Origin of the sequence: Achromobacter sp. 413638 (assembly GCF_043119405.1) — a bacterium.
Taxonomy (GTDB): Bacteria; Pseudomonadota; Gammaproteobacteria; order Burkholderiales; family Burkholderiaceae_B; genus Achromobacter.
This window is the reverse complement of sequence record NZ_JBICCO010000039.1, coordinates 39,255-53,476: the sequence shown is the minus strand read 5'-3', so window position 1 is coordinate 53,476 and position 14,222 is coordinate 39,255. Positions and strand designations below refer to the sequence as shown.

The following is a 14,222-nucleotide window of genomic DNA, read 5'->3' as shown; positions in this document are numbered from 1 at the left end:
CCCCCCCCCCCCCCCCCCCCCGTGCCGCTCGCGCAGCATGGCGATGAAGACCTTCAGCAGCCGGAAGTCCAGCTGCTCCAGCTTGATGTTCCTACCCACGTTTCCTGTTCCGTCGTAAGGTCGCCAGACCCGCCGGATGCCGGGTCGACGCGGGGATTATAGGAAGTTGCGAATAATGGAAATCGCCTGATCGCGATTGCCGCGCTGTTGCCGCCTCGACTAAGTTTGCAGCCGTGTTCAACAGATGCGGTGTGGTTCAGGATGCAATGGAACCCTTATGGACCTGAAGCGATTCAGGCGGTCTTGTCCCCCGGGCAATGGCAGGGCTTGGGATTGCCCGGTTCGCTGACCGATCGGTTGCGGCGGCTGGGCGAGTTTCGATTGTGCGTGCGGGAGGAACGCACGGATGCCGCCAGCGATGACGAGGCGCGCGCCATGGGCCTGGCGCCGGGCGCGCTCTGCTGGCTGCGTGAAGTGGAAATGTCGGTCGATGGCGTGAAATGCGTGGCGGCGCGCAGCCTGACGCCGCTGGCGGCTTCGTGGGATGCATGGCGCGGCATGCGCGGCCTGAGCGAGCGACCGCTGGGCAGCATGCTGTATGACGATCCCGACGTGTGGAGATCGCCCTTCGAGGTGACGCGGTTGACGGCCGGCTCGGCGCTGTTTCTGATGGCCGACGCGGTGGCGCGGGATGCCGGCGCAACGTCGCCCGGGCTGTGGGCGCGCCGTTCCCTGTTCTGGCGGCGGGATCAGCCGCTGCTGGTGGCGGAATGTTTCCTGCCGGGTTTCTGGGTCCTGTCCGCCCGCGCGTCGCGCAGCGACGGCGCGGGAGACGGACCGGGCTACTGAAACAGTTCGCTCTCGACGCAAAATGCGACCAATTCCTGGTCGGTCTGCACGTCCAGCTTGCGCATGGCCGATATCTTCTGGCCGCTGACGGTCTTGACGCTGCGCTTCAAGGTCTCCGCCACCTGCATCATCGATTCTCCCCGGATGAAGTGGCGCAGCACTTCGAATTCCTTGGGCGACAGGCTGTTGATGCGTTCGCCGATGAATTTGCTGCGCGCGTCCACGGCGCCATCGCGCAGGAAACCGGGCGGGTAGTACCTGCGGCCGCTTTGCAGTGTGCGCAGCGCGGTCACGATCTCGGCGAGGTTGTCGCGCTTGAGCACCACGGCGGCGACGCCGGCGTCATAGAGCGCCGAGATGATCATGGGGTTGGACACCATGGTCAGCACCAGGACCTGGACCTTGGGGTAGTGCCTCACCAGGTACTTGACCAGGCGCATGCCGTCGCCGTAGGTATCGTCGCCCGGCATCGAATAGTCGGTGACGACGACGTGCGGCGGGTCTTGCGTCAGGTGCCGGACCAGGTCGGTCGGGCTGGACAGGGCGCCGACGACGTCGAAACTCAGGTCCTTTTCCAGGAGGTCGCGCATGCCCATCAGAACGAGCGGGTGGTCGTCCGCCAGGACAATTCGAAGTCTATCCATGTGGAAAAAAGGGGTCAGATAGTGCGGGGCTGAGTTATTACCGCGCATTCTGCATCAACCGTCAAACTTGGACCAGGAACTTTCGAAGCTCCTGCATCAGCCTGGCCGCTTCCTGGAGGGCTTTCCGGTTCGCGCTGTCGCGCTTGAGCTGGGCCTCGACGGCCTCGAAGCCCGCCGACAGGCTGTTCATCTTGACCATCACCAGCGCGCCGCGCATCCGGTGCATGGTCTGCAGCACCGCCAGCACGTCCTGCCGCCCGAGCGCGGCGTCGATCTTGGCCAGGTCGGCGTTCATGGTGTCGAGGAACAACTCACGGTACTTGGCGGGAACCTGTGGCGCCTCGGTGGCAGGAGCACTGGCCTGGACCTGTCTGGAAGCGGAAGCGGGAGCGGGGGGCGAGGCAAGCAGGAGCGTCGTCATGGCGGGCTTGGGTTCGGGACTGGCGGGGGGCGTGCGGCCCTTGGCCACGCCGCGCAGGAGTTGGCGCAGCGTGCGCAACTCGATGGGCTTGACCATCCACGAGCTCATGCCGGCCGCCATGCAGCGTTCCTCTTCGTCGCGCATGGCATTGGCGGTCACGCCGATGATCGGTATGACGGCGCCCTGGGCGCGCAGCGCGCTGGCCAGTTCGTAGCCGTTGAGCTTGGGCATGTTCACGTCGGTGAGCAGGGCGTCATACTGCGTCAGGGGCCAGAGCGACAAGGCATCCGCGCCATCGGATGCGACGGTGACGGTGCAGCCCAGCTGTTCCAGCTGGTTGCGCAGGGTGGCCTGGTTGATCGGATTGTCCTCGGCCACCAGCACGCGCAGGCCCAGGGCCTGGAACTCCGGTTCCGCCGGCTCGGCGGATGGCGTGGCCCTATCGCCGCGTAGCAGCGCCTGGATGCCGAAGCCGATGCTGTCCAGGCGATGTCCGTCCAGCGCGTCCGGGCCGTACTCGCCCCGGACGCCGGGCTCGCGCGCGCTCAGGTAGCGGCCGCCCCAATCGGATGGCGGGCCGTCTTCGGCGCGCAGCACATCCAGCAGCACCTCGTCGGACTCGGTCGCCGGCGGCGGCACATGCGGCGCTGGCGTGGCGTGGGCGCCCCACATCGTCAGCCACAGGCAGACCTGTTCACTCAGTTCGCGGTGCGGGCTGCGCACGTGCACGCGCGCGCCGGCCAGGTCGGGCGTGGTCGGAGCGGGACCCGCCGCGGGCTTGAGCGAGAGCGCCATGGAAAAGCTGCTACCCAGGCCCAGCTCGCTGGTGACGCGTATCCAGCTGTTCATCAGCTTGGCCAGCCGGGCGCAGATGGACAGGCCCAGACCCGTGCCGCGCACCGTATGGCTGGCGCTGTCGATCTGGTAGAACGGCAGGAACAGCTGCGATTGCTCTTGCGCGCCGATGCCGATGCCTGTGTCCACCACCTGCAGGGTCAGCAGTTGGTTGCCGTTGGGCTGGTCCACCGCGCGCAGGCGCACGATGACGTGGCCCGCCTCGGTGAATTTGATGGCGTTGCTGACCAGGTTGGCGAGGATCTGGCGGATGCGGCCGGCGTCGCCCGTCACCCAGGGCGCCACGCCGGTATCGACGCAGGAGAACAGCAGCAGGCCCTTTTGGTGCGCCAGGGCGGCATAGGAGCTGGTACAGCTTTCGATCAGTTCGCGCGGATCGAAGACGGTGGATTCCAGCGCCAGCTGGCCGGATTCGATCTTGGTGATGTCCAGGATGTCGCTGATCAGCTGCAGCAGGATGGAGGACGAATTCTGGATGCGTTCGAGATGCTGGCGCTGTTCTGCGTCAAGGTCGGTCATGCCCAGCAGTTCCAGCGTGCCCAGCACGCCGTACAGCGGCGTGCGGATCTCGTGGCTCATTGTCGCCAGGAAGGTCGACTTGGCTTCGCTGGCCTTGTCCGCGTCGCGCTTGGCCTGGGCCAGTGTGCGTTCGATTTCCGCGCGCGCGCTGATGTCGGCAAAGGCGCACAGGATGACATCCTGCTTCTTGTAGCGCGTCGGTGCATAGGCGACGAACAGTGGCCTGCCGTCCTGGGCCAGGAAGGTTTCAAAGGTGCCGGGCTCGACCGCGGCCAGCGCCTTGTCCAGCAGCGTGCGCACCGAGGCGGACGGGGCCAGCGGCTGGCCTGACTGCGCGCCCAGCCATTGCTGGGCGAGGGCGTTGCTGAACAGCACCTCGCCCTTGAAGCGGGTCAGCAGGCACAGCGCGATCGGCGCGGTCTCGATCAGGGTGCGGCTGAAGGTTTCGCTTTCGAGGATGTCGCGCTGCGCGCTCTGCGCGGGCAGCAGCACGCGGCGGTTGTACCAGCGGCCATAGCCGAGGCCGCCGACGATGCTCAGCAGCAGCAGCAGCGCGACGCTGACCGGCAGCCACAGATTGTCCTGGAAGAAGCCGCGGTAGCCGACGCGGTAGTAGGCGGTCCATGCGCCCGAGTCGTCGATGACCTTGAACACCAGGCCGTCCGCCGTGTAGTGCAGCCCGGGCTCCTGCGCGTCGGGTAGCGGACCTTCGCCCAGCAAGAGGCCGCCATCGTTGCGGGTCAGCCAGAATTCGTCGTACAGGCCGGAGGGCAGGATGCGGTCGAAGATGTTGATGCGGTCCCGGTGGAGCAAGGTGGCGATGTAGACATCGGGCGGGGAGCCGGCTTCGGCCCGCCAGACGCCGGACGGCAGGCCGGCCGGCAGCAGGCCGATGATGCGGTTCGGGCTGGCCGGCGCGGTGAACCACTGGACCTGCGTGCGTTCGTGCAGGTCGGCGGGCGCATGCAGGTCGATCAGGCGCTGTTCGACGATGTGGTTCAGTTCGATCTGCTCGCGGATGGCGTCGACCGAGGTCAGGTAGGTGCTCTGGCTGAGCGGGCGGAAGCTGGACGGCATGTCGAGCGCCGGCACGCTGATGCTGACGCTGTCGCTGGCATTGACCAGGAAGGCCGCCGCCGCGGGATAGTAGGTGGTCGGCCAATAGGTGGAGTAGTAGGCCGACAGGTAGCTGCCCATGGCTGACAATTGCGCCTGGTCGCGCGTGCAGTCGGCTGACAGGCACGATACGGTGAAGGGCGTTGAAAACAGCGGCCGGCGGCCCTCGTAGAATGCCGTGCCCTGGCGCTCGGACGGCGGGGTCTCGTGCCACGAGACGTCCGGGCTGGATGGCGGACCCTGCAGCAGCGCGTTCTGGGTGCGAAAGCCCTGCAGGAAGCGCTCTTCGGCCTCGATGTAGCCCATGAACACCGTGAAGTCCAGCAGCAGCTTTTCTTCTTCCTGCTTGATCAGCCGCTGCCAGCTCCAGAGGATGGCGCTTATCAGGACCAGCGCTATCGGCAACACGCCGAACAGCGCCAGGTTGAGCCGGCGCGATGTGCGGGTAATTCTGCTGAAGGGCGAGTCCTGCATACTGGGTTGGGCGTTCCTATAGGTCCATGTCTGCGTAGAGGCGGGGTTCGTCCGCCAGCAGCGTCGTGAAGTCCATGACGTTGACGGCGGCTGATATGAGAAATCCTTGCGCGCAATCACAGCCTATCTTGCGCAGGTATTCCAGGTCGCTTGAGGTTTCGACGCCCTCGGCGGTGACCTGCAGGCCCAGTTGCCGTCCCAGCTGCACGGAAGACAGCAGCGCGGCGGCGCGAACGCTGTCGTGGGCCGCGCCGCTGACGAAAGCCCGGTCGATCTTGAGTTCGGTGAACGGCGTGGATATCAGGGTGTACATGGAGCTATAGCCTTTGCCGAAATCGTCCTGAGCCAATCCGAAGCCTTTCAGGCGCAGCCGGCTGGCTCCCATGTAGTACTGCCCCGGCACGGAAGTGGTTTCGTCTTCGAGCAGTTCGAAGGTCACGTCCTCGGCCGGCACGCCGCTAGCGGCGACGGTATTGTAAAGCTCATCCGGCAGCAGGGGATTGTCGAGCAGTCGGGTGGGCAGATTGACCGACACCGGCACCTTGAAACCCAGCTTGCGCCAGCGTCGGTAGGCGGACAGCGCGTCTTCGAGCATGCGGGTCAGCAGGGCCTGGTTCAGGCCGTGCCTGTGCACCGCGCCCAGGAATGACGCCGGCAGCATGAAGCCGAATTCCGCATGGTGCCAGCGCGCGAGCGCTTCGGCGCCAACGATGTTGCCGGTGGTCAGGGCCTTCTTGGGCTGGAACCAGGCCTGGATCTGGCCGGTGCGCAATGCCCGCTCCAGGGTCTTGCGATCGAACAGCGCGTCCTGTTCATGGCCGGTGACGGGCTCGGACGCCGGATGCCGGTCCAGCCGCAGATGTTGCGCCAGTCCTTGAGCATGTTCCCGGGTCAGCGGCTTGGTGTAGGCGCCGATCACCGCCAGGCCTTTTTCCTTGGCCATGAGGCTGACGCTGTTCATGATGCGGCGCGAGCAGGCGGTCGTGATGGCAAGCATGGGGTTCAGGCGCAGTTGCGCCAGTTCGCTGATGAGCTGCACGCCGTCCATGCCCGGCATGCTGAGATCCATGAGGATGAGGTGGTACGCATGATGGCGGGCCAGCGTCAACGCCTGTTCGGCGGTATGGGCCGTATCCACCTGGGTGAAACCGGCTTCTTCCAGCAGGCCGGACATCTGGGCGCATTGGAATTCATGGTCGTCCAGTACCAGGACCTTGTATTCGGATAGCATTTCAACTCCGAGGGACTTTCACCGCTTGCAGTGTCTGGCGCAAGACATTCAGAGGTAGGGGTTTCACCAGCAGGCTGGTCATGCCCGCGTTCATGCCCCGGCGTTGTTCGTCGGGGAAGGCATTCGCCGTGATGCCCAGGATAGGCTGCTGATAGCCGCGCTCGCGCAGGATCCGCGTAAGCTCGTAGCCGTCGACCAGGGGCATGTTCAGGTCGGTCAGCACGGAATCGAACGACAGGGCGTCCGGCAGCGCCAGCGCTTCCTGGCCGTTGCTGGCCGTGACGACGGTGCAGCCCAGGTGCTCCAGCTGCTCGCGCAGGATCAGCTGGCTGATGGGGTTGTCTTCGACCACCAGCACGCGCAGGTCGACAAGTTCGTGCTTGGCCGGCTGACCGTAGCTCGTGACGTGCGCGGAACGGCCCAGGGCCAGCCGCAGGGCATGCGCGATGTTGGACAGGCTGTAGCAGCTGGCGAACCAGGTCCGCCTGCCATCCTCCACGCGCGGCTTCATGCCGGGCGGATGCGTGATTACGGTGGGGCCTGTCCAGTGAGCGGGTTCCGGCGCGTACGGCCATGCCCGCAGCAGAACGGCGGTGTCGACGCGCGGGCTGCCTGCGGGAGGATAGGGCACCGCCGCCGCGCCCCAGCGCCGGAGCCAGCCGCACAGGTTCGAGACGATCTCGGGCACCGAGCTTTGCACGTAGATCATGGCGTTTCCGGACAAAGATACCGGCGCTTCGGCGGGGTCTTCCGCGGTCGGCAGCGTGATTTCGAAGGTGATACTGGTGCCCAGCCCGAGCTCGCTGACCGCGGTGAGCGAGCCGCCCATCATGTCGGAAAGCCGGCTGCAGATGGACAGCCCCAGGCCGGTGCCGGGCAGGCGCACGTTCTTGTCCGTGTCGACCTGGTAGTAGGGTTCGAACAGGCGGGCCTGGTGCTGCGGCGCGATGCCGGAGCCGGTGTCGGCGACCTGGAAGGCCAGGGTCGACAGGCCGCGTTCGCGCCGTATCAGGCGCAGCCTCAGCACGATCTGGCCGGCTTCCGTGAACTTGATGGCGTTGCTCATCAGGTTGTCCAGGATCTGGCGGATGCGCGTGCTGTCGCCATGCAGCGCGGCGGGCGTCGCCGGGTCGGAGATGGCGTAGGTGCGCAAGCCCTTGCCATGGGCGCGCGCGGCATAGCTTGCCGCGACGTTGTTGAGCAGTTCCACGGCCGAGAACGGCGCTTCCTCGAGCGCGACGTGGCCGGCTTCGATGCGGGAAAGGTCCAGCGTATCGTTGACCGTGCGCAGCAGCGTCGACGAGGATTGCTGGATGGTCTCCAGGTATTGCTCCTGCTGTCCGTTCACCTTGGTCAGTGAAAACAGTTCAAGCGTGCCGAGAATGCCGTACAGCGGCGTGCGGATCTCGTGGCTCATGGTGGTGAGGAAGACGGTCTTGGCGTGATTGGCGGCCTCGGCATCGTACTTGGCCTGGAGCAGCGATCTTTCGAATTTCTTCAGCTCGGAAATGTCGCTGATGCCGCAGAGCACCACGTCCTCGCCCTGATAGGTTGTGGGAGCGAATGTCAGGTACGCGCTGCGGCCATCGTCCAGCGTGTATTCGCGGCCGGCCTTTTCGCCTTGGTGGGCGAGGATTTCCGCGCGCCAGCCCGGGGTGTCCTGGAACCAGTGGCGCGCCATTTCATTGGACATGACCAGCGTGCCGTCGCTGCGTCGCAGCAGGCACAGGCCCACGGGCGCGACCTCGATCAGCTTGCGGTTCAGCGACACGCTGTCGGTCAGCGCTTCGTACTGGCGCAGCGCTGGCTGGACCATGTGCCGGCGGATGTAGCGGATCCGCAGCAGCACCAGGGCCAGGATCAACGTCGTGACGACCGCCGCCGTCTTGAGGGTGGCGGCGTGGTCGCGCAGCACTTGCCGCAGCGATGTGTAGTAGACCAGTCGCCAGCCGTCTTCGCCGACCTGCTTGCTCAGGGCCAGGTGCGTCGGCGGCCAGCCGTCGCCCAGCAGACGGAAGGAGTCTTCGCGCTGGTCCGTGACCTCGCCTTCGAACATGGGGGCGCCGGGGCTGTGCATCACGGGACGGTTGCGCTCGTCGAACAGCGAGTACGTGCCGCCGCCGAAATTCGCGGGGTTGACCGCCGCGTCCACGCCGGCGACTTCCAGGCCGATCCAGCCCGACTGCGGATCGCCGATATCAAGCGGCGTGTACAGGAAGAGGCGCTGCGCGGTATCCATCGGCGGATGCAGCCAGATGATGGGCGGATGCCCGTCCTGTCGCGGCGGGATGTCAGTGTGGCGCAGCAGCGTCTGTGTCAGCCATTCCTGGATGCGGGGAGACATGCCGGGCGCCGCGCGCGTGCCGTGCGAGTCGATGCGCATGGTGGCGTTGCGCCGCAGGGACGTGTGGACCATGGTGGCGTTGGCCAGGCCGACGTTCAGCAGGTCGCGCGGCGTCAGCACCAGCGCCCAGTCGTATTGGCCGGGTTCCTCGGGCAGGGGCAGGACTTCGATCTGGCGGGTGTTGCCGAAGTAGCTGGGGGTTTCGGATATGGGCGCCTTGTCGGTGTTGCGCACCGCCGAGGCGAGGATCGAGCGCAGCAGCGATTCTCGCTGGTCGAAGAACAGTTGCGCGTCATAGGCCGCCGCATTCATCTGGCGGCGGTAGCCGGAGACGGCGCTGCTGAAGGTCCAGTGCAGGTACAGGGTGGCGCCCACCACGACGCAAAAGAGCGCGGCCACGGCGAAAAATTGCAGCAGTACGGACGCCGCTCGGGGTGCGTCTTCGGGGGCGGTGGCGGGGGGGCTCAGATCTTTTACCGGCATTTCCTGCATGGTAGGAAGCCGGGCCCCGTCCGGATATGAGAAGAATCTTAAAAACCGGCGAGGCTTTTGAGGGGGATTGTGTGAGGCCGTCGGTGGGCGGAGGCATTCCGCCGGGGGCGAGGTCTTATGGCCATGGTTGCGCGGTCTCTAGGAAAGTTCAGAAAACAACAGTGATTCAGAATTTTCTTGTTCAAGGGGCAGTGCCTGTTGGGCACCATCGGCACGATATCCAGCCACGGCAGAGGCTGGCGGCAGTTCGCCGCGGTTTCCTGGCGCGGCAGCTCAGGCGGGCTGGGGCCACGGCAGGCCCCGCCATTATCGGTATTCGAGGCCAGCATGATCTTCTCACCGGGCTGTCGGCCCGCCCCAATCGAGCGCATCCTTTCCCCATTTCGCACGTGGCGAGTTCCGCTGTCCGGCATGCGCCGCTTTCTCGCAGTCCGGAGTCGCCATGCATGACGAGTCGCGCGCCTGGGCGCTCTATGAAGACTCGGTGCTGTTGAGATTCCAGCCCGTGTTCACCGCGCAGGGCCAGGTCCATGAGTACGCCGTGCAGGGACGCAGCCGCGCTTCGCCCTGGCAGGGCCTGGCGCCGTCGGGCATGGGCGCCAGCCTGTTGGCCGGCGTGGCGTTCTTCAACAAATACGAGCTGCCCATAGACCTGTCCGTCGAGCACGCCATGGACATGGACGCGGAAGGTGATCCGGCCATGCGCCTGTGCGGCGATCTGGGCATCGCCCTGACCGGCGACGCGCTGTGGGTGAACAGACTGGTCGACCATGATCAAGACGGCCCGCTTTCCGTTCCCGCCCGCCGCGTGACGTTCCTGTTGCCCATGAATATCCGGCTCTGCCGGCAGGCCGAGCTGTTTCTTTGCTATCCCGAATTCAATGCGAAATTGCGCGCGCGCCTTTTGCCCACGGCCATCGGCGGCGTACCGTCCACGCATGGCGTGTTGCGGGCGCTGGGCGTGCGCGTCGACATTCCCGACGGCTTTTCCGAGAACCAGGCCTTGCAGTGGCGCTTCTTCAGCCTGATGGAGCGCGCCTGGAGCGCCAATCTGCAGCTGGCCGTGCATCGCCTGGACGCGATGCGCGACTTCGCCTGGCTGCGCCGGCATGGCGACCTGCTGTTCCAGGGCTCGGCCCTGTCCTCGGCGCTCAGCCCGGAATGCCTGGACGCCTGGCTGCGCGCCGATGGCAATGCATGGCGCAGCTTCAGTGCCGCCACCACGCGCTGGAGCCAGCCCTGCAGCCTGGCGGCCTGAGGCGCCTCCCTTGGTTGTCACCGTTCGGGCGCGCCGCCTTGCGGCGCGTTCAGGCGTTGACGTCGGATTGCAGGCGTCCCAGGATGAAGCCGTCCACGGCGGCGATCCGGCCGCGCCACAGGGTGGGCTGGCCCGCGATGGGCGTGCCGTCGGCGCTGAAGAAAAGGGCGTCGGCCAGATGGATGTAGTTGGGCAGCGGTTCGGCTGGCTGGGGCTGGCGGAAGACGTCGCCCAGTTCCGCCAGCGAGGCGCGCACCGCCTGGCGAGTATCGTTCGCCTGGCCGTCCAGCGCGTCAGCGAAGCCCGAGGCGAAGGTGTCGAAATACTCGGCGCCCGACACGATCGAGCCCGACACCAGCATGCCGCCCATTTGCAGCGTGACGCCGATGCTCTTGAGCTGTCCGCCGTTGTTCACCAGATTCACGAGGAACTGCAGAAACGCGTCGGCCTGGGGGACTGGGGCGGAAACGGGGGCGTCGTCGGGGAGGATGTCTGAGCTCATCGGGATTCTGGAGACAGGTGTGGGCGCGCGGATCAGCCGCGTGCGGGACTCACAAGATACCCGAAGGCCGGCGCAAAAATCCATGGCACATCTCCAAATCAGGGATCAAGGCGACAGAAGCGCCGCAGCTTCGCGCTTTCGCTTGCCGGCCGGTGGATTATCTTGCCAAGCTGCGGGTTCTTTCGCCCGCGGTCTGGGGCCCGCCGCAACGGCATCGGGCCTCGTCTTTTCCGAATTCTGCTCAGGGATCATCATGACTCGCATGGATGGATTGGGAATGTCGGCCGACGCGGGGATCGCGTCCTCGGCCGTGCGTGGCGGTGTTGCGGGCGGAGCGTTCCGCTCGGCGTTCCAGGATGCGCAGCTGCGCGCGGCGCCGGCATTCGCGGGCGGCGTGTCGGGCGCGGTCCGGGCCGCGTCTTCGGACGCAGAACGGGAATTCATGGAATTCGCCGGCATGTCCCTGCAAGACAAGATGCTCTATTCGGCCTTGGCTTCGCTGGGCATTTCCAAGCAGAAGTTCGACGCCATGTCGCCGGCCGAGAAGCAGGAAGTGCTGAAGAAGGTCGCGCTGCTCATGGAGCAGATGACGCGCGCCGAAACCGAAGGCCGGAAGTCGGTCTAGCCTGTTCAGGCGCTGCGCGCCAGGCCGCGAGCCAGCCGTTCGCCGGCGACCCGTAGTCGCTCGATGAGCGCGGCGGGCTCCAGGACCTGGAATTCCACGTCCAGCGCCATCAACCAGTACGTGAGGCTGTCCAGAGACGCCGCGCTGCAACGCAGCAGGCAGCGGGCGTCGTCGACCTCATCGATCTCGCCGGCGGCGGACGGGATGCGGGCGGCCATGGCCGCTCGTGGCGCATGCAGCACGATGCGCGCGTGCGCCGGATAGGCGCCGAGTCGCAGCGTGCGCGATACGTACTCGCGCAGGTCTCCCCCGCCAGGCGAGGGACGCGGCGCGAAGTGCGCGCCCGTGGTCGCCGGCCCGGCAATGCGGTCCAGGCGGAAGATGCGCCAGTCATCGCGCGCCGGATCCCAGGCCACCAGGTACCAGCGCTGGCTGGCGTGCGCCACGCCTTGCGGTTCCACCATGCGCGAGCTGGCCTGGCCGCGCCCATCCTGATAATCAAACGCCACCCGCAATTGATCGCGGCAGGCCGTCGCCAGCGTGGCCAGCAGCGCCGCGTCCACCGTGGGGCCATGCGGCTCCAGCGGCACGACGGCGGCGCGCAGCGCGTCGGTGCGCCGGCGCAGGCGCGCCGGCATGACCTGTTCCAGCTTGATCAGCGCGCGCAGCGCGGTTTCCTCGATGCCGCCCACCGAGCCGGCGGCCGCCGTGCGCAGCGTGATGGCAACCGCCAGCGCTTCCTCGTCGTCCAGCAACAGCGGCGGCAGGGCCTTGCCGGGACGCAAGGCATAGCCGCCGGCGATGCCGCTGCTGGCGTGGACGGGGTAGCCCAGCTCGCGCAGCTTGTCGATATCCCGCCGCAGCGTGCGCGGATGCACCTCCAGCGTCGTGGCCAGCTCCGGACCGCTCCAGTGGCTGCGGGTTTGCAGCAGCGACAGCAGGCGCAGCAGGCGGTGGGTGGCGGTGAGCATGGCGCGCGTGGCGAATGATGGGGGGAGCGGATTGCGAGATGCAGAATGCCGGATGATATTGAGGACAGAATTTGTCCGCAATGGATTCTACAGTGCTCAGAGTTGGCCCGGGCGTTTCCTGTCCCGGTCCCGTTCAACGGAGCATTGTCCATGTCCATCGTCTTGTATTGGCACCCCATGTCCAGCGCCTCTCCCATCGCCAGCGCCCTGGCCGAGCTGGATGTGGCGCACGAGCGCGTCCTGATCGACCTCAAGGCCGGCGAGCAGCGCCGCCCGGAGTTCCTGGCTCTCAATCCCAACGGCGCGGTGCCGACGCTGACGGTGGACGGCGCGCCGATGTTCGAGGCGCTGGCGATCCATTTGTGGCTGGGCGAGCGCTACGGCGTGGAGCGCGGGCTGTGGCCGGCGGCCGATACGCCCGAACGGCTGCAGGCCATGTCGTGGTGCGCCTGGTCCTACGTTACCTACGGCGCGGCGGTGTGGAGCCTGAGCACGGCCCTTCATCCCCGCGACGGGGAACAACGCGACGAGCAGCAGGCCAAGCGCGCGCTGGCGCAGCTGGACCGGCTGCTGGCCGTGCTGGATGGCCATTTGGCCAAGCAGGCCTGGATCGTGGGCGCCTCGTATTCGCTGGCGGATCTGGTGGTTGGCTCGGTGCTGGGCTACACCGCCTTTCTGGGCGCTCCGATTGCCTCGCATCGGCATGTCCAGGCCTGGCTGGACAAGGTGCAGGCGCGGCCAGCGATGCGGTTGGAACAGGGCTGAGCGCCACCGGCGCGGCGCAAGCCTCGACGCCGGCCCTGTCCGATTTCGGGGAAGCGCGGCGGCTTCCCCCGCGCGGTGGCCGTGTCCTCAGCGCAGCGGCATCGCCACTGGCCGCAGCGGCGCCGCGTCGCCGCCGCGGATCTTCAGCGGGCCGCCGATGAAGGCGAACTCGTAGACCTGGTCGCGCGACAGCTCATCCAGCGCGGCCAGCTCAATGATGGGCACGCCCTGCTGCGCCAGCAGATAGGTGTGCAGCGGCACGTAGTCGTCGGCCACCTCTGACGGGAAGGTCTCGAAGCTGAGGTTGTCGGCGCCCAGGATCATGGCGCCGCCTTCCTCGACCAGGTAGCGGGCGGCGTCCAGGCCCATGCCGGGCGGCTTGGCCATGTAGGCGGCCGGGTCGTTGTACAGCTTCATGCGGCCGGTGCGGATCAGCACGATGTCGCCCTGCCGCAGCTCGGTCTTCTGCCGCGCCAGCGCGGCCTTCAGGTCCTGGCGGGTGATGCGGTACTGGTCCGGCAGCATGTCCACGCCCTTGAGCGCGGCCACGTCGATCAGCACGCCGCGCGCCACCAGCGGCGGGAATTTCTCGATGCCGGTGCGCTTCCAGCCGCGATCGCCCAGATGTTCGTCGGCGCGAAAGCCGTTCCAGATCTTGCCGTGGATGCCGAAGTGGTTGAGCGCGTCGATGTGCGTGCCGGTGTGGCTGTACATGGAAAAGGCCGTGCCGGTGTAGCTGCGCACCGCGTTCATGTCCTTGCCCACGCCCATGGGATCGTCGACCTCGGTGCCGCGCGGCGTGTGGGTCATCCAGAATTGATAGCGGGGATCGCCGGCGTCCTGCCAGCTGGGCATGCCCATGTAGTACTCGGTGGCCAGGTCATAGACCTTGCCGCCGGTCACGCGCGACATGACGGCGGCGCGCGATTCGGGCGTGATCAGGTTCAGCCGGCCAATTTCGTCATCCGGGCCCCAGGGGCTGATGCCGACCTCCTGGCCGGGAGCGGGCGCGCGCGACGGCGCGCCGTGCGCATGGGCGTTCAGGCTGAGGGCGGCGCCGAGCGCCAGGCCGAGCAGATTGCGGGTAAAGCGTGCGTTCATGATGTACCTGTGCAGGTGATGGTCCGCGTGCGCGGACAACGATTAAAAAGGAAGC

At 66.7% G+C, this 14,222-nt stretch carries 11 protein-coding genes; 4 read left to right on the top strand and 7 right to left on the bottom strand.

The features are described from left to right. Positions 1–261 precede the first annotated feature (261 nt). Entirely contained in the window at positions 262–849 is a 588-nt protein-coding gene (locus ACEU5R_RS17150; protein WP_392411002.1) for a chorismate--pyruvate lyase family protein, read from the top strand. Here ACEU5R_RS17150 and ACEU5R_RS17145 read toward each other — a convergent pair. From ACEU5R_RS17145 to ACEU5R_RS17130, 4 genes are all read right to left on the bottom strand, one after another. Then, positions 843–1,493, bottom strand: coding sequence for a response regulator (locus ACEU5R_RS17145; protein ID WP_103276050.1), 651 nt, complete (start codon positions 1,491–1,493; stop codon positions 843–845). The two genes, ACEU5R_RS17150 and ACEU5R_RS17145, sit on opposite strands and share 7 nt — an antisense overlap. Before the next feature lie 61 nt (positions 1,494–1,554). Next, positions 1,555–4,878 carry a response regulator gene (locus ACEU5R_RS17140; RefSeq protein ID WP_392410999.1) on the bottom strand — a complete coding sequence of 1,108 codons (3,324 nt, stop codon included), beginning with the start codon at positions 4,876–4,878 and terminating at the stop codon, positions 1,555–1,557. A 16-nt stretch (positions 4,879–4,894) separates the two neighbouring features. Beyond that, on the bottom strand, positions 4,895–6,109 hold the full coding sequence (locus tag ACEU5R_RS17135) for an EAL domain-containing protein (RefSeq protein WP_392410997.1): 1,215 nt from the start codon (positions 6,107–6,109) through the stop codon (positions 4,895–4,897). A 1-nt stretch (position 6,110) separates the two neighbouring features. Next, on the bottom strand, positions 6,111–8,852 hold the full coding sequence (locus ACEU5R_RS17130) for an ATP-binding protein (RefSeq protein ID WP_392410995.1): 2,742 nt from the start codon (positions 8,850–8,852) through the stop codon (positions 6,111–6,113). A 535-nt stretch (positions 8,853–9,387) separates the two neighbouring features. Here ACEU5R_RS17130 and ACEU5R_RS17125 point away from each other — a divergent pair. Next, positions 9,388–10,203: a hypothetical protein gene (locus ACEU5R_RS17125; RefSeq protein ID WP_103276047.1), complete on the top strand. Its 816-nt coding sequence runs from the start codon at positions 9,388–9,390 to the stop codon at positions 10,201–10,203. A gap of 49 nt (positions 10,204–10,252) precedes the next feature. On the opposite strand, the gene gvpU is transcribed toward ACEU5R_RS17125, so the two are convergent. Continuing rightward, positions 10,253–10,705, bottom strand: a complete 453-nt coding sequence (gvpU, locus tag ACEU5R_RS17120; RefSeq protein WP_392410993.1) for a gas vesicle accessory protein GvpU — start codon at positions 10,703–10,705, stop codon at positions 10,253–10,255. An 82-nt stretch (positions 10,706–10,787) separates the two neighbouring features. Here gvpU and ACEU5R_RS17115 point away from each other — a divergent pair, with 82 nt between their 5' ends. Next, complete coding sequence (locus ACEU5R_RS17115; RefSeq protein WP_392410991.1) at positions 10,788–11,330, top strand: hypothetical protein; 543 nt, start codon at positions 10,788–10,790, stop codon at positions 11,328–11,330. Positions 11,331–11,335: 5 nt separating this feature from the next. Here ACEU5R_RS17115 and ACEU5R_RS17110 read toward each other — a convergent pair whose 3' ends face one another. Further along, complete coding sequence (locus tag ACEU5R_RS17110; RefSeq protein ID WP_392410989.1) at positions 11,336–12,301, bottom strand: helix-turn-helix transcriptional regulator; 966 nt, start codon at positions 12,299–12,301, stop codon at positions 11,336–11,338. Between the two features lie 150 nt (positions 12,302–12,451). On the opposite strand from ACEU5R_RS17110, the gene ACEU5R_RS17105 reads away from it, so the two are divergent. Further along, entirely contained in the window at positions 12,452–13,066 is a 615-nt protein-coding gene (locus ACEU5R_RS17105) for a glutathione S-transferase family protein (protein WP_392410988.1), read from the top strand. A gap of 87 nt (positions 13,067–13,153) precedes the next feature. Here ACEU5R_RS17105 and ACEU5R_RS17100 read toward each other — a convergent pair whose 3' ends face one another. Continuing rightward, a complete protein-coding gene (locus tag ACEU5R_RS17100; protein ID WP_103276643.1) occupies positions 13,154–14,167 on the bottom strand; it encodes a cyclase family protein in 1,014 nt (337 codons plus the stop codon). Positions 14,168–14,222 lie beyond the last annotated feature (55 nt).